Source organism: Nocardia sp. NPDC004168 (assembly GCF_040610355.1).
GTDB classification, from domain to species: Bacteria; Actinomycetota; Actinomycetes; order Mycobacteriales; family Mycobacteriaceae; genus Nocardia; species Nocardia sichangensis.
Genome location: NZ_JBEXME010000016.1, coordinates 16,031 through 30,859, shown reverse-complemented (window position 1 = coordinate 30,859; position 14,829 = coordinate 16,031). Strand labels below are relative to the sequence as shown.

At 66.7% G+C, this 14,829-nt stretch carries 14 protein-coding genes; 5 read left to right on the top strand and 9 right to left on the bottom strand.

Translation table 11 applies throughout. The features are described from left to right. Nucleotides 1-194: 194 nt before the first annotated feature. Entirely contained in the window at nt 195-1,601 is a 1,407-nt protein-coding gene (locus ABZW96_RS25175; RefSeq protein WP_355078086.1) for a selenium-binding protein SBP56-related protein, read from the top strand. 329 nt (nt 1,602-1,930) lie between these two features. Here ABZW96_RS25175 and ABZW96_RS25170 read toward each other — a convergent pair whose 3' ends face one another. The 3 genes from ABZW96_RS25170 to ABZW96_RS25160 form a co-directional block, all read right to left on the bottom strand. Next, nucleotides 1,931-2,146: an excalibur calcium-binding domain-containing protein gene (locus ABZW96_RS25170; RefSeq protein WP_355078085.1), complete on the bottom strand. Its 216-nt coding sequence runs from the start codon at nt 2,144-2,146 to the stop codon at nt 1,931-1,933. A 392-nt stretch (nt 2,147-2,538) separates the two neighbouring features. Continuing rightward, complete coding sequence (locus tag ABZW96_RS25165) at nt 2,539-3,918, bottom strand: DEAD/DEAH box helicase (RefSeq protein WP_355078084.1); 1,380 nt, start codon at nt 3,916-3,918, stop codon at nt 2,539-2,541. An 815-nt stretch (nt 3,919-4,733) separates the two neighbouring features. Further along, entirely contained in the window at nt 4,734-5,294 is a 561-nt protein-coding gene (locus ABZW96_RS25160; RefSeq protein ID WP_355078083.1) for a TetR family transcriptional regulator, read from the bottom strand. A 181-nt stretch (nt 5,295-5,475) separates the two neighbouring features. Here ABZW96_RS25160 and ABZW96_RS25155 point away from each other — a divergent pair, with 181 nt between their 5' ends. Continuing rightward, entirely contained in the window at nt 5,476-6,912 is a 1,437-nt protein-coding gene (locus tag ABZW96_RS25155; RefSeq protein ID WP_355078082.1) for an alpha/beta fold hydrolase, read from the top strand. Between the two features lie 425 nt (nt 6,913-7,337). Here ABZW96_RS25155 and ABZW96_RS25150 read toward each other — a convergent pair whose 3' ends face one another. Continuing rightward, the gene (locus tag ABZW96_RS25150) at nt 7,338-8,240 is read right to left on the bottom strand and encodes a LysR family transcriptional regulator (RefSeq protein ID WP_355078081.1); all 903 of its coding nucleotides are present in this window, start codon (nt 8,238-8,240) and stop codon (nt 7,338-7,340) included. Between the two features lie 188 nt (nt 8,241-8,428). On the opposite strand from ABZW96_RS25150, the gene ABZW96_RS25145 reads away from it, so the two are divergent. Next, complete coding sequence (locus ABZW96_RS25145) at nt 8,429-8,722, top strand: DUF1330 domain-containing protein (protein WP_355078080.1); 294 nt, start codon at nt 8,429-8,431, stop codon at nt 8,720-8,722. A 128-nt stretch (nt 8,723-8,850) separates the two neighbouring features. Here ABZW96_RS25145 and ABZW96_RS25140 read toward each other — a convergent pair whose 3' ends face one another. After that, complete coding sequence (locus ABZW96_RS25140; protein WP_067806012.1) at nt 8,851-9,054, bottom strand: cold-shock protein; 204 nt, start codon at nt 9,052-9,054, stop codon at nt 8,851-8,853. 490 nt (nt 9,055-9,544) lie between these two features. On the opposite strand from ABZW96_RS25140, the gene ABZW96_RS25135 reads away from it, so the two are divergent. Next, nucleotides 9,545-9,952 carry an ATP-binding protein gene (locus ABZW96_RS25135; protein ID WP_355078079.1) on the top strand — a complete coding sequence of 136 codons (408 nt, stop codon included), beginning with the start codon at nt 9,545-9,547 and terminating at the stop codon, nt 9,950-9,952. 7 nt (nt 9,953-9,959) lie between these two features. Here the strand turns inward: ABZW96_RS25135 and ABZW96_RS25130 are convergent, their stop codons facing one another. The 4 genes from ABZW96_RS25130 to ABZW96_RS25115 all read right to left on the bottom strand — a co-directional run bounded on the left by ABZW96_RS25130 (nt 9,960) and on the right by ABZW96_RS25115 (nt 13,799). Continuing rightward, complete coding sequence (locus tag ABZW96_RS25130) at nt 9,960-10,334, bottom strand: MerR family transcriptional regulator (protein ID WP_355078078.1); 375 nt, start codon at nt 10,332-10,334, stop codon at nt 9,960-9,962. A 422-nt stretch (nt 10,335-10,756) separates the two neighbouring features. Next, nucleotides 10,757-12,052, bottom strand: a complete 1,296-nt coding sequence (locus ABZW96_RS25125) for a DUF2254 domain-containing protein (protein WP_355078077.1) — start codon at nt 12,050-12,052, stop codon at nt 10,757-10,759. A 111-nt stretch (nt 12,053-12,163) separates the two neighbouring features. Beyond that, nucleotides 12,164-12,577 carry a heme-binding protein gene (locus tag ABZW96_RS25120; protein ID WP_355078076.1) on the bottom strand — a complete coding sequence of 138 codons (414 nt, stop codon included), beginning with the start codon at nt 12,575-12,577 and terminating at the stop codon, nt 12,164-12,166. Between the two features lie 82 nt (nt 12,578-12,659). Then, nucleotides 12,660-13,799 (bottom strand): glutathione-independent formaldehyde dehydrogenase, encoded by a 1,140-nt coding sequence (locus ABZW96_RS25115; RefSeq protein WP_355078075.1) that lies wholly within the window; start codon nt 13,797-13,799, stop codon nt 12,660-12,662. Between the two features lie 348 nt (nt 13,800-14,147). Here ABZW96_RS25115 and ABZW96_RS25110 point away from each other — a divergent pair, with 348 nt between their 5' ends. After that, nucleotides 14,148-14,444, top strand: coding sequence for an antibiotic biosynthesis monooxygenase (locus ABZW96_RS25110; RefSeq protein WP_355078074.1), 297 nt, complete (start codon nt 14,148-14,150; stop codon nt 14,442-14,444). Nucleotides 14,445-14,829: the final 385 nt, after the last annotated feature.

The following is a 14,829-nucleotide window of genomic DNA, read 5'->3' as shown; positions in this document are numbered from 1 at the left end:
TCGACGGAACTGCGCCCTACCGCGCACTCTGCCGCCGCGCCGGCGGTAGCTGGTGGATCTGCGTCGATAGGCCGAGACTGTTATTGCCTGCCCGCGCCATACGGCACGCGACCACACGGGTCGCGCTCGCCTCGGAACCGCCAGATCGGGCGAGGTGCGTGGGTCTCCGCCTATCGACATAAAGGAGGCTGGAAATGAATCACTCAGAATTGGACCCGACCTTCTATCGGAGCGCAGCGGAGGCGGCGGCCGCGCCACCGGAGCGGCTCGCATACGTTGTTGCGTTCGACCGCGCGGCACAGAAGCCAGATGCGCTGTCGGTAATCGATGTGGATCCGGGCTCGGCTACCTACGGCCGGGTGGTGGGCTGGACCGAGGTACCCCACCTGGGCAACGAGCTGCACCATTTCGGTTGGAACGCCTGCAGCAGCGCGCTGAAGCACGAGGGCCACCAGATTGAGGGACTGGCTCGGCGGTACCTGATCGTGCCGGGTCTGCGCTCGTCGCGCCTGTACGTGTTCGACACCCAGCCCGACCCACGCCAGCCCACCCTGTCCAAGATCGTGGACAGCTCCGAGCTCGCGGCCAAGGCCGGCTACTCCCGTCCACACACGCTGCACTGCGGGCCGGACGGTGTGTTCATGACCTGCCTCGGCGGGGCAGACGGATCGGACGGCCCGGGCGGAATCGCGCTGCTCGATCACGGCACGTTCGATGTGCTGCGGCAATGGGAGACCGACCGTGGGCCGCAATACCTGGCGTACGACGCCTGGTGGCATCTCAACCAGAACACGCTGATCAGCAGCGAGTGGGGCACCCCGGCCATGATCGAGGACGGACTGAACCCGGAGCTGCTGCTGGCCAACAAGTACGGCCACGCGATCCACTTCTGGGACCTCAGCGCCGGTCGGCACCAGCAGCGGATCGATCTCGGCGAGCAATACCAGATGGCACTCGAGCTGCGTCCGTCGCACGATCCGGACGCTGCTTGGGGGTTCGTCGGCGTGGTGCTCTCGACCGAGGATCTGTCGGCCTCTGTGTGGCGTTGGCACCGCGATGGCGGCGTGTGGGCGGTCGACAAGGTGATCACCATCCCGGCCGAGTCAGCCGATCCCGACCTGCTGCCGCCGGCACTGAAACCGTTCGGCGCGGTGCCGCCGCTGGTCACCGACATCGACCTGTCGGTCGACGACGCGTACCTCTACGTCTCGTGCTGGGGTACCGGGGAGCTGAAACAGTTCGACGTGCGCGATCCGGCTGACCCGAAAGAGACCGGGTCGGTCCGGCTCGGCGGGATCGTGGGCCGCGCCGCCCACCCGGCCGCGCCGAACCAGCCGCTTGCCGGCGGCCCCCAGATGGTCGAGATCAGCCGTAACGGTCAGCGGGTCTACCTCACCAACTCGCTCTATGGCGCATGGGACGACCAGTTCTACCCGGATGGGGTTGGCGCCTGGATGGCCGTGATGCGCATCGATCCCGACGGCGGAATGACCATCGACGAGTCGTTCTTCCCGCACGACGAGGACTTTCGAGGTCTGCGGGTGCACCAGGTGCGCCTCCAGGGCGGCGACGCCTCCTCCGACTCCTACTGCTACCAGTAGTCGGGTCGAGCGGGGACCCCTCGATCTCCATCGCGTATGCCCGGTCGGCGAAGTGTCCCACACGTTCAACCTCGGACACGCTGTTGGCGCTAGGAGATCGTCCCCAGAGGTGCTCGCCGAAAGCCCCAGGCGCCTTGGGGTTTGAACTCAGCAGCCTCGTCGGTGTAGCGGGACGATCGTCGTGTCGGTTGGCATGCTCGGCCGGGCTGGTTCCGGGGTGGTCAGCAACGCGAAGTCGACGTGGTTGTTCTGTTCTGCCGCCCGTGGTCTCGAGCCGGATTATTCAGAGCCATCCTCTGCCGCGCCAGCACCAACAGCGTCGGTTTGCCCTATTCGCAGGCGATGCCGTCCTTATCGCGGTCCAGCTCTGATCTGTAGCCGGGTTCTCCCCGCCGTAGCGGCGCGGCGCCCGCGGCCTTGGCGGCGGCGCAGTTGGAGTAGTAGACGCTGGGAGCTGCCGGTCGCGGTGGCACCGGCACGGCCGGCGCCGGAGGTGTCGGTACCACTGCCGCGGGCGGGGCAGGCGCGGTTGCCTCTGAGGCCATCTACCAGTCCCGACGATGAGACCGCACGTCTGACACCTCGGAGTCGCTGTGCTGGAGACGGGTTCGCCCTCACTTCGCGCGGAGCTGGGCGCGGACGGTCGGTGTCCGTCCCTGTCGGTGGTGTCCGGCCAATCCAGCTTCGCGTGGAATCGGAGGGGAGGGTTGGATCGGTCTCGTGTCCCAACCCTCTTGGCCACGCCTGCAGATTCCGCGGCCGCGCAATCGCACGGCAACCCATCAGGCGCGACTGCCTCGCGCTCGATGGGTTGCCCGCCAGTGCCGGCGTCATCAGCCATGTACACCAGCATTCGATGCCCGGCAATCCGCTGGCGATGCTCAGCGACGCGGCGATCTCGGCATGGGCTTGCCTGGGGGAGCGACCAAAATGGGCCCTATGCGACCGTTCCGCGCGCGGAATGAGCGCGCGGCTTGGCGCGCGACTGACCTTGTGCCGCACTGCCGTTGCGACGGCCGCGGCCTTGGCGCGGTCCGCCGCTGCCCCTGCGCGGTCCGCCAATGCTACGGTGCGCTCCGCTGCCGCTGCGGCGGTCGTCTTCCCGTGCCGCCCGGTCGCTGTAGGAGGGCGCGACGAATGGGGCGACCGTGCCGACGAGCTCGGCCACCACGGGCGAATCGGCGGTGACTCGTTGCGGGGTCACAGTGATCTTGGCCTTGCGCATGAGGTCGGCCAGGTCGCGTCGTTCGCCGGGCAGCACCAGGGTGATCACTTCACCGGAGTTGCCTGCCCGCGCGGTACGGCCCGAACGGTGCAGGTACGCCTTGTGTTCGGCGGGCGGATCAACGTGCACGACAAGTTCCACACCGTCGACGTGCACGCCGCGCGCGGCCACATCGGTCGCCACCAGCACCAGGGCATCACCGGCGGCGAAGACCGCGAGGTTGCGGTCGCGGGCGCCCTGCGAGAGGTTGCCGTGCAGATCGACGGCCGGGATTCCGGCGAGGGTCAGCTGCTTGGCCAGCTTGCGAGCCTGATGCTTGGTGCGCATGAACAGGATTCGCCGACCCGAGCCCGAGGCGAGCCGGTGTACGACCTCACGCTTGGCTTCGACGCTCGCGGTTTCGAAAACGTGATGGGTCATGGCGGCTACCGGGGAGTTCGCCTCATCGACGGAATGCAGCTCGGCATCCGGCAGGAAGCGGCTGACCAGCTTGTTGACGCCGTTATCCAGGGTGGCCGAGAACAGCAGGCGCTGACCGTCGTTCGGGGTGGCCGCGAGGATGCGGGTCACGCCTGGCAGGAACCCGAGGTCGGCCATGTGGTCGGCCTCGTCGATCACGGTGACCTCGACGGCGTCCAGGGAGATCAGACGTTGGTTCATCAGATCCTCGAGCCGGCCGGGGCAGGCGACGACAATGTCGACACCGGCGCGCAGCGCCCGGACCTGCCGGTTCTGCGGGACCCCACCGAAAATCGTGGTGACTGTCATGCGATAGGCCGCGGCGAGGGGTTCCAGCGCGGCCGTGATCTGGGTGGCCAATTCCCGAGTCGGCGCCAGCACCAGGCCGGTCGGGCGGCTCGGTGCGCGCCTACCGGCGAGACCGCGGCCGAGACGGTCGACCATCGGGATGGCGAAGGCGAGCGTCTTGCCGCTGCCGGTCCGGCCACGGCCCAGCACATCGCGTCCGGCCAGCGAATCGGGCAGGGTGTCGGTCTGGATCGGAAAAGGTTCGGTGATCCCGGCGCGAGTCAACGCCTTCACCAGCGGTGCGCTCACACCGAGCGCGGCGAAAGAGATGTCAGCAGAACTCATAGATGTTGCGGTGCCTTTCGGACATCAGGTGGTGCCCGAGCCGTCTGTGGACCTTCGGGGTCCGCGCCGGGGGCACGAAGTGGCGAGATTGCCGATGGGCAAAATCGATCGCCGTAAGAAGAGCGGATGCGGCAAGCGCTGGTTGCGAAGCGAATGCGATCTACGACGCTTGGCGTGACATGTCACGCACTTGATCAACAATAGCCTGTGATGGGCGGTTCGTACTCATCGGGTGAGGTTTCTCGCTTCTGGCCAGGGCTGGGTCGCCAGGCTCGTGTTCGAAATCTCCACCCGCGATCAGCTCCCGAGGCCCGCATGACGCGCTTACCGTCGCCGGGCGCGAGCAGATCTTCCTCGACAAGGCTTCCGGCAAGCTTGCGTCTCCTCCCGAACCGGACAAGGTGGTGGTGGCCACTTCGCGAACCGTCCAACGCCGCCGTCATCATCGACAAACTCGAAGCCCTGCGACTGATCGAGCGGCAAACCCACCCCACTGACCGCCGGGCCAAACAGTCGACACTCACGTCCGAATGCGCCGAACTCCGGAAGAGGGGGGCCGTGGCGCTGGCGGCCTCCGACCCGGCCGCTGCTCGTGCGGCCGTGCGGGCGATCCTCGACTGGATGTCCGGCGCATGACTATCTGTGCCACACACTGAGGGTTCGATCTTTACCGCATCGGGCACGGCGCTGATCCGCTTATCGCGCCCGCGTGCGGTGTGTGTTCGTCGCGAATGGCTTTCCGCCGCTGGTCATCACGCGGGAACACCGGAATCGGAGTGCACTGCTGATGCCGAGGGTGTTGACCGCCGCTCGGGTCAATGGCGCGCTGGTTCGATGTCGAGCGCGCGTTGAAGCTGGCTAGCCCACCAGCGCAGGTGAGCGGTCGAGTCTTGCGCTGCCGCGCCGGTGAGGCCGGCGCTCCGACGGAAATCGACCCCGTAGAGGGGCTCGGTTGCCATCGCCTGGTGGAGGGCGGCGACCGCGAGCCGTGTCTCGTCGAGGGAACTTCCGGGAGGCCGACTCCGATGCAGGGCGTCGACGACCGGGTCGAGCATGCCGCCACCGCGGTCGCGCCAACCCGCCGCGTGCAGCGCCACCGCGAGTTCGCCGTAGCCGCCCCGATACACGGACTCGAGCGACTCGACGAGCTCGAGGACATCGGTGCCATGCTCCAGCCATGCGGCGATGACGTCATGGAGCGCGGCTCGAAGCCGACGTCCGCCATGGCGAAGGAGTTCGGCGAGCAGCTTGTCGCGATTGCCGAAGTGGTGGGAGACGCCGGCGTCGGTCATGCCGACCCGCGCTGCCACTGCGCGCACCTGTACGGCGGCGACGCCTCCCTCGGCCAGGAGCGAAGCCGCGGCATCGAGGATCAACCGACGGGCTTCGTCCGGTGGTCTGCGCGTTCTCGAATTGCTCACCCCGGAATCGTACCTTGACTAGCCAAGGTTACACTGCGTATCGTTACCTCGACTGCTCAAGGTAAATCGGAGAAGGTATGTCGATGGTCGAAATCATGGTGTTGAGAAGGAGATTCGGCACGGAGGTGAATCGGCGATGACAGACATGACCCTCACGCTGCCCGACGTCACACTTCGAGCCACGGTGACCGGCGCGGGCCCCACGGTCCTGCTGCTTCACGCGGGCCGAGAGCGTCGCGACGTCTGGGCGCCGGTCACGGAGGGGATGACCGAGTGCGGACTGCGGACGGTGGCCTTCGATCTGCGCGGGCACGGCGAGAGCTCTGGGCGGGCGACCGCATTGCGGGTGATCGCCGACGACGTGATCGAGATGGTGGTTCGCGAACCGGCGCCGATCGTCGTGGTGGGCGCCTCCCTCGGAGGGTTGGCCGCCGTCGCCGCCCTCGCGGAGTCGTCCGTCGCGCAGCGTGTCGCCGGCCTCGTGCTCGTGGACGTCGTCCCCGATATCGATGCGGATCGCGCCCGGCGCTGGCTCGACGACCACGGACTCCTCGCCCGCGATACCGAGCTGGTCGACGACATTCTCGCGTCCCGCTCCGAACTCCACGCGATCATCGCGGCATCGGACCTGCCCATCCTGCTCGTGCGGGGAGGACCACGGTCTCCGCTCGGCGACGCCGACGTGGACCGGCTCCGCATGATCAACCGGCGTGTCACCGTTACCCGCGTACCGGACGCCGGGCACCTCGTCGCTCGCGACGCCCCTGCGGAACTCGCGCGCATCGTTTCGGCGCACGCCACCAAGTGGCTCGGGACCGACGACGTCGTCCGCCGCGCGTTCGAGCTACAGCGCACGCTCGGCGCCGAGCAGATCGATCACCCAGGCGGGACCCTGTTCGAGCACCTTCGCCGGGTGCACGCCCTCACGGTGGAATGGAACTCAGCGCCACGAACCCGGCTGGCGTCGATCTGCCACGCGTCATACGGCACCGATGGGTTGCCGCATGCCCTGCTGCCGATCACGGATCGCCAGCGGCTGGAGCACGTCATCGGCCCCGACGCGGCGGCGCTGGTATACCTCTACGGCGCATGCGATCGCTCGCGCACCTACCGCGAGCTCGGCCGACGGCCCTTGCCCGTGACCGACAGATTCAGCGGCGGCTCGAAGACGATCGGAGGAACGGAACTCCGTGATTTCGCCGTCCTGACCATCGCAAACGAGCTCGACGTCGCCCGTCACGCCCGGCTGGCACCGTCCATTCGCAGCGGTATCCGTGACCTCGTCGCCGCGCTGGCCGTGTACGCGCCGGTCGAGGCGGCGGTAGCGCTTGCCGATGAAGCGCTCGCTCGAGCGAGCGTCGAGCGAGCCCAACCGGCTGCTCGAAGCCGTCTGGGTACTCGGCGAGATTCCGTCCTCGACGGCGCCGCGGCGCGCCGGGCGGCGCCGGCAACCCTGCTGAGAGGCGCACGCTGGTGCCTCGCCGACTGTTCGCCGAAACCGGCTCTCCTCCAGCTGAAATCGCGCCTCGAGCATATGGCCGACCTCTTCGGCTCGGATCAGCGCGCGGCGTGACTGCAGTGTCATTCCGTCCCCGTGCCGTCGGCAGCTCCGAGGCAGCTTTCTGCGAGCCGGTTTGCCGCCGGTAGTGCGATAGACGAGCTTGGTGCCGCGTCGATGGCGCCAGTTCGATCAGGCCCAGACCTGATGAGCGCCGGGAAGGGCGGGTGGGGTCAGGGCGATGGTCTGGGGCCGGGGAGGAGAGAGCATGGCGACAGACAATCAACCGCTGAATGTCGTTCCTGACGCGGTGACGGCGGTCGGCAGGCATGCCCTTGACATGGCGCAGCAGCTGAGATCGGGATCGGTGGCATTGGACCGTGAGGTTCAGGCGTTGTTCGATACCTGGAAGGGAGTGCCGCCGATGCTTATCGCGAGGGGTGGGATGACAGGACGGCGCGGTGAAAGCATGGGACGCGCTCTGCGTGACCTGGTGCGCGTCAGTTCGGCAGCCAGTTCAGCTCGTGCGCCAGGGTTTTGGCGACGGCACGGATGCGGCGGTGTAGCGGCGACTGCTCGCGTGGGAGGACCAGGTGGAGCGTCAGGCTGGGCGCGCCCCGCAGCGGTCGCCAGGTGAGACCGGCTGGTTGTGCCGTGACCGCGGTTTCTCCGGCCGGGGCGAGGGTGAGCCCGTCGCGTAGGTCGCGCTGAGACATGTCGAAAGAGACTGCGAGCGTGTGGAATCGGGTGGTCGGCCGGATCTCGCGGAAAAGTGCGGACAGCTGATCGTGGATCACGGGATTGGCCGCACGGTCGGGGAGTCGCAGCGGATACACGGCCGCATCGGCGATCTCGATCTCCGGATGTTCGGCCAGCGGATGATGCTGTGCCAATTGGACCCCGACGCGCACACGCCGCAGCAGGAACCGGCGCACGCCACGACCCGGCTGTTCACCGCGGGTGATCCCCGCATCGATGCGGCCGTCGGCGACCGCGGGAGAGATCTCCGGTGTCGCCATCGGGACCGCGCCGACCTCGAGTCCCGGGCTGCTGCGAATGAGCCTGTCCACCAGGGCCGGTGCCGTCTCGGCTCCCGCGCTGAGGCTGTATCCGATGCGGAGCGTGCCCAGTTCACCGGCCCCCGCATTCCGGGCGATGTCCCATGCCCGGTCCAGCGCCGCCAGCGCGGGCGGCGCGGACTCCGCCAAAGCCGCACCGGCCGTGGTCAATACGACGCTACGCGTGTTGCGAACCAGCAGGGCAGTACCGAGTTCCGCCTCCAATCGGCGCATCCGGGCGCTGAGTGCGGGCTGTGCGATCCCGATCCGTGTGGCCGCGCGGGTGAAGTTCAACTCCTGCGCCAGCACCAGAAAGTACCGCAGGCTCACCGTATCCGGCGCCACATGCCCTCCCTGCCGATTGATAACGATCCGTTCTGAGTCTATCGCGTACCGGTCTTTCCCTCGACCGCGCATCAAGCCCTAACCTGCGCATATGACGATTCGGCTGACCGCAGTACCCGTCGCCGGGATCGATCGATCTGAATATCGATTCGAAGTCGGACGTGTCCGGCCGAACACAGGAGGTTTCCATGGCTAAGGGCTACTGGGTCAGCGTCTACCCCGCCATTTCCGACCCTGAGGAGCTGACTGCATACAACAAGCTGGCCCGTCCGGCTGTCCAGGCTGGGGGCGGGCGCGTCCTGTCCCGTAGCGGTCGAGTCGTCGCCCACGAGGCCGGAATCACGCAACGCGTAGTTCTGATCGAGTTCGACAGCTTTGAACAGGCCGTCGCGGCATACGAGAGCGAGGCATACCAGAAGGCGCTGGTGGCCCTACCCGACGGCGTCGAGCGCGACTTCCGCATCATCGAAGGCATCGACTGACCGGCGGGCCCAGCCATGGCTGAGCATCCGTCACCTGTACAAACACGGTGTTGAACGAGGTTCAACGAAAAGAGCTTCGCACCGACCTCGGTGCGAAGCTCTTCACAAACAAACGCGAGCGCGCGGAATCAGATGGCGCGGACGTCCTGGGCTTGAGGACCCTTCTGGCCCTGTTCCACCGAGAACTCGACACGCTGACCCTCGTCGAGGGATTTGTAACCCGAGCCGCTCACGGCCGAGTAATGCACGAAGACGTCCGGGCCGCCTCCGTCCTGAGCGATGAAGCCGAAGCCTTTTTCACCGTTGAACCACTTCACACTGCCTTGAGCCATGCTGTAAACAACTTCTTTTCTGTAGTGAGCCGAGCAAATTCTTGGTGAAAAGCCCGTACTCAACCTCTCACTATGCCACAACCGTCGCCGTTCGCTCGCCTCACGCAGTGATCGGAGGGCCGGGCCTACGGGCTGCGGACGGCTGAACGTCACGCCGAGACCGACTGCCGCAGACGATTCCCGTCCCGGCGCCGACCCGTGCGGGTATTCGCCCCGCTCGGCAACCCCGCGAAGCGGGACTTGTCCTCGGATGTGGACCGCGGGACCGCAGCCGGTCACGCCGGGTGTGCGGCGGGCTGGCGGGACCAGGCCGTGCTCTGCACTCCCGATCGATGCGGGGTACCGGAGAACCGAACGATTCTCAACACCTCACGCGGTCCGCAGTGAGCGTGGATGCGGTGTTTTCGCCGGGGTGTGGTGAGGGTATGTCGCCGATGTAATGCTGTCCGCGTAGAGGCCGGTACTGAGCGAGCGGAAGGAGGGGTGCAGGGTGGGAATTTCGACACTGGATCAGGCGCGCGCCAAAGGCGCTGTTGTCGAGTGGGATCTCGAGGTTGTGTCGTTGGGGCAGCTGCGGGCTGCGGTGCGGCGCCTGCTCGCCCCGCTCGCCGGTATCGGGGTCGAGGACGCGGTGCAGGTGTGTGACGAGTTGGCCGGCAACGCTGTCGTGCATGCCCGCGCCCCGCGTGGTTGCCGGTTGATGGTGGCCGACCACGGCGGCTGGTTGCGTGTGGAGGTCGACGATGCTTCGCCCGTGCCTGCGCGGATCCGCCGACCGGATCACACGGGTGGGCGCGGGTTGATCCTGGTCGATCAGCTGGCCACCTGCTGGGGTGTGGACTACCACGGCGGCGGCAAGACGGTGTGGGCCGAACTCGGCACCCGCGGCCCCGGCTGATCGGAGCTCAGCTGCCGTGGTCCGGCGCGGGCGGTTTTTGCCGGGTGAGTTCGGCGTTGAGCTCGTGGGCTTGGGCGAGTTGGTCTTCGAGGACGGTGATGCGACACGCTGCCTCCAGCGGTGTGCCCGCATCGACCAGCGCGCGGACCCGCGCGGCGATCCGCAACTGGGAGCGGGAGTAGCGGCGGTGCCCGCCCGGTGAACGCTGCGGTGTCAGCAGGTCGGCGGCGTCCAGGCCGCGCAGGAAGGCGGGGGTGACGCCGAGGACTTCCGCGGCCCTACCCATGCTGTAGGCGGGGTAGTCCTCGTCATCCAGCCGGTCGGCGGCACTGGAAGCGTCGGTCGGGTCGGTCGGGTCGGTGGGGTCGTTCGATTGCTGCACAACACCTCTGGGGTCAACGTCGTCAGGCCCCGGCGCGTGGTGCGCCGGGGCCTGGGATCGAGGGGGTTTTCACGTCGATCCCGCCGGTCGGGCGGTAGAGCCGACCGCGGGAACCACGCCCGGCAACAGCCCGGGACGCGGAATCTGGGAAGAGCTGTTCAGTCACCACCTCCTGAGTTGCCGGACCTGTCTGCGAAAGTTCGTCATCCCCTCCGGCGGTCCGGCCGACTGCACCGGATTCTCTTCTCCGCCGGAGGGGATGTGGATCTTGCTTCCGGTGCAGTTCACCTGCCCGGCCAACCAGACATCTCATCTCCAACGAAAGATAAGGTACACCCCGCCCTCCCGAATGTCTACACCCTGCGATACAGATTTTTCTGCGTCACGGGTAGGGGTTTTCTGCACGCCGTACATCCTGTCGATCATGTTCCCGCGCCGGCGCGCTTGGTCGCCGCCTCGGACTCCGCTGCGAGGTCGGCGCCCGAACCGATGCCCTGCTGATCGGCGACCAGCGCCGCACGGCGGTCGCGCTGGTCGTCGTAACTGCGGTGTACGGCGGCGACGAGCACGTCCAGTTGTCGCTCGAGCGGTGGGTGCCGCTCGGGTGGTGCGACCGTCAGGAGGTCTTCCAGTGCGGCGCGTAACCGGCGCGATGCCTGGGGGGAGGCGGCTCCGGCGAGGCAGAGCTCGTCGAACGCGAGCCGGACGTAGCCCGCCCAGCTGAGCGTTCGCTCGATGAGCCGAACCTCGCCGCCGGCGTCGTGGTGCCGACCGGAGGGGAAGTCGCGGTTGGCGAGCTGCCGCAGGCAGTCGTGCAGGCGGTCGATCACCATCACGGCGGTGGTCGGGTCGGTGAACGGTTGGGCCAGACCACGCTCGGCAATGTCGACCAGCTTGCGGAAGCCGTACGCCGGGTCATCGCCGTGGGTCCGCTCCGCGGCGAGGACGACGAGGCCTGCGACACGGGCGTGGTCGAGACGGACGGGGTCGCCGTGCACGCGGAACAGCGGCGCGCCTGCTGGTACGAAGTCGCCCATGAGGGGGACCATCTCCACCACGCAGCCGGCCTCGGACGCTGCTGCGACCAGCGCGGGACGATCCAGGTCGATAACGAGCCCCGGTTCGGGCGAGACCACGACATCAGGCTGGGCGGGCGGCGGCCCCTTCGCTGGGTACTTGCGGTTCAGCTGCTCGTGCAGATGATCGCCGACCAGGTCGATCAGGCCAGAGGCGCGCAGCGCGTTTCCCGAATGGTGGATGTAGAGGAACAACGTGGCGATGCTGGCCAGCATCAGCAGGTAGGCCACCGACACGGTCAGGCCTGGCACCGTACCCTCGCCCACGGCGTTGACCTCGCGGATCGCGAGGATCGCGAAGATGAACGTCGAGGCGAACAGCCCGTAGGCCAGCTGGCTGCTGCGGTCCTGGAGCAACGCCCGCACGATGCGCGGCGAGAACTGGCCCATCGCGAGCTGGACGGCCACCGTCGTCACCGTGAGTACGAGCGTGGTCAGGGTGACCATCGCGGCGGCGATGGTGCTGAGGATGTTGGACACCGCGTCCGCCGAGCCCGTGATCGTCACCGGGATCAGCCGATCGCCGAACTGCCGATCGATCGCCACGGTCACGAACGAGAGCCCGATCGAGGCCAGCACGCATAGCAACGGCGTGATCCACAGGCTGGACCGCAGCCGATGACGGAACCGCAGGCACACCATCAAACGCCTTTCTCTTCCGGCCGTGGCCGAAAATCGCGGTGCGGCCGGCGGGCAGCGGGGCCGCTTTGTCAGGCTGTCCGCGACGGCGCCGTGTCGACGTAGTTCCCTTGCTCACATCGCCGTTGCGGCTGCCTCGGAGACAGCCTTGTCCTGCTCTCCGGTGCCGCCGCTGACGCCGACCGCCCCGACGACTTGGCCGTTGCGCCGCAGCGGCACACCGCCGGCGAAGATCATGATGCGCCCACCGTTGGAGGTATGTATCCCGTAGAACTGCTTGCCCGGACCCGCGTCGGCCGCGAGGTCCTCGGTCGAGATGTCCAGCGCTCGGGCGGTGAATGCCTTGTTGATCGAGATGTCGATGCTGGCGATCCATGCGCCGTCCATCCGCACATGGGCTACGAGGTTGCCTCCGGCATCGACCACCGCAATATTCGACGGCGACTCGATCTCGGCGGCTTTGGCCTGCCCGGCGGCAATCACCCGCTGTGCATCGTCGAGGGATACCGAGGTCTGGTTCATTGTCATGACGCACCTGTCCCGGTCTTCGCGATCTGCTTGCGCTGCAGTGCATTTGCCATCGTTGCGCTCCTCTCGGTCCGGGGCCGCCTCACGGATGCATTACGACTTTGGTCCATCCGTCGTCGCGGGCATCGAAATGCTGGTAGCCGGACTCGGCCTCAGCCAGCGGGAGCTCGTGAGAGACGATCCACGACGGTTTGGCCCGGCCTTCATGGATCAGGTCACGAAGCTGGCGGTTGTAGTGCTTGATGTTGGCCTGTCCGGTTCCGGCCTTTTGACCCTTGAACCAGAACTTGCCCATGTCGAAGGCGATCTTGCCCTTCTTCTCCAGCTTGTCGGGCGCGTCGGGGTCTTGTGGCAAGAAGATGCCCACCACGCCGATGTGCCCGGTGAACCGCACCGAATCGACCAGCCGGTTCATGGTCATCGCCGAATCCTCATTTCCCTGCGGGTCATGGGCCTGATAGCCGACGCACTCACAACCCTTGTCGGCGCCGTGCCCGTTGGTCTGCTCCAGCACCTGCTCGACCGGGTCGCCCTTCGAGTCGTCGATCGGTATGACGCCGATCTGCTCGGCCAGGCGTAACCGGTCTGGATGCCGGTCCACTATCATCACCTTGCTCGCGCCCTGGATCATCGCCGAATATGCCGCCATCAAGCCCACAGGGCCGGCCCCGTAGACCACCATCGAATCGCCGGGCTGCATATCGGCCAGACGGGTGCAGTGCCAACCGGTCGGGAAAATGTCCGCCAGCATCACATAGTCGTTTTCTTTGTCCTGAGCATCCTCAGGCAGCCGCAGACAGTTGAAGTCGCCGAACGGCACCCGCAAATACTCGGCCTGTCCGCCCCAGAACGGTCCCATCCCGGCGAAACCATACGCGGCGCCCGCCATCTTCGGATCCGGATGCACCGTCAGGCAGAACGCGGTCAACCCTTCCTCGCAGTTTCGGCAGAAACCGCAACCAATGTTGAACGGCAGGCACACCCGGTCCCCGGAGGTGACCTTTACCACCGCATTGCCCACCTCGGCGACGATCCCCAGGTTCTCGTGACCGAGGACCATCCCGGGCTCCAGATCGGTGCGGCCCTCATACATGTGTAGATCCGACCCGCAAATGTTGGTGCTGGTGATCTTTACCAGCACATCGGTCGGCTGCTCGATCCTCGCATCGGGCACATCCTTCACATGAACCTCACGGGGTCCGTCGTACACAAGCGCTTTCATCTCGATACTCCTGACATGCGGCGTTTCCGGTCGACGCCCGGCGGCCACAGGCGGTTACGTGTGCGCGACAGACGAACGAACCGTTCTGCTAGAGCAGCCGAGGCGACAGCGCACGCAACGGAAGAACACACCAAAACTAAGGCACACCAACATGTTTCGCGTCATGAACAACAAGCAGTGGGTGCATTCCAGGCGTCGCGTTCTCCACCCTGGAGTCTCCTCTTTCGGCTCCGCGATCGCTAGGGGGGTCGAGATCGGTCTCATTGATTTGTGGGCTCGGCTCCTTCTCTTCACCGGTCGATGATGTGATGCTGGATCATGTCCACCACCTCGAACAGGAGACCCGCCATGGCCACCAAGGCGCTGCTGGTCCGACTCGAAGCCAAACCCGGCAAGGAAAACGCGGTCGTGGAATTCCTCCGATCGGCGCTGCCACTCGTCGAGCAGGAGCCCGGCACGAAGCCCTGGCTCGCGGTACGGTTCGGCCCTTCGACGTTCGGCATCATCGACGCATTCCCAGACCAGGCCGCCCGCGAAACACATCTCAATGGGCCGGTCGGCAAGGCCCTCGGCGAACGCGCCGACGAACTCTTCGCCGCGCCGCCCGAAATCAGCAACCTCGACGTGCTCGCCAACAAGCTCTGAACCACCGACTGGAAACAGCCCCCCGCAAGCTCGACAGAACCGCGTCACCCACCTGACCGCGAACTTTGGTACGCGAGTCCGCCGAACCTGTCGGATTCTCGGTGCGCAACGACGAGGTGAGCGCAACAGATGACGATGCCTCGTCGGTGAAGTCCTCGCGCAGGTGACCGCTGTTCCTGGCGCGAGCGGGCACGGAGCCGTGACTCCCGGTGCTCCCGTGGCTACACTGTGTGGCGTAGTTGGCTTCCTACTTTCGACCTGCTGGGACCTTGTCACACCGCTCAGCAGTCCCGATCTTTCGTATCGGAGTTCTACTCGTGGAAGCCCTGAAGTAGTGGCTGATGCCCGGAGTGCGCGCACCGGCCGCCTCGAGCGGGTTCCGGCA

Coding starts and splice junctions, on each gene's coding strand:
- ABZW96_RS25175 (WP_355078086.1), top strand. CDS start 195: ATGAATCACTCAGAATTGGACCCGACCTTCTATCGGAGCGCAGCGGAG.
- ABZW96_RS25170 (WP_355078085.1), bottom strand. CDS start 2,146: ATGGCCTCAGAGGCAACCGCGCCTGCCCCGCCCGCGGCAGTGGTACCG.
- ABZW96_RS25165 (WP_355078084.1), bottom strand. CDS start 3,918: ATGAGTTCTGCTGACATCTCTTTCGCCGCGCTCGGTGTGAGCGCACCG.
- ABZW96_RS25155 (WP_355078082.1), top strand. CDS start 5,476: ATGACAGACATGACCCTCACGCTGCCCGACGTCACACTTCGAGCCACG.
- ABZW96_RS25145 (WP_355078080.1), top strand. CDS start 8,429: ATGGCTAAGGGCTACTGGGTCAGCGTCTACCCCGCCATTTCCGACCCT.
- ABZW96_RS25140 (WP_067806012.1), bottom strand. CDS start 9,054: ATGGCTCAAGGCAGTGTGAAGTGGTTCAACGGTGAAAAAGGCTTCGGC.
- ABZW96_RS25125 (WP_355078077.1), bottom strand. CDS start 12,052: ATGGTGTGCCTGCGGTTCCGTCATCGGCTGCGGTCCAGCCTGTGGATC.
- ABZW96_RS25120 (WP_355078076.1), bottom strand. CDS start 12,577: ATGACAATGAACCAGACCTCGGTATCCCTCGACGATGCACAGCGGGTG.
- ABZW96_RS25115 (WP_355078075.1), bottom strand. CDS start 13,799: ATGAAAGCGCTTGTGTACGACGGACCCCGTGAGGTTCATGTGAAGGAT.
- ABZW96_RS25110 (WP_355078074.1), top strand. CDS start 14,148: ATGGCCACCAAGGCGCTGCTGGTCCGACTCGAAGCCAAACCCGGCAAG.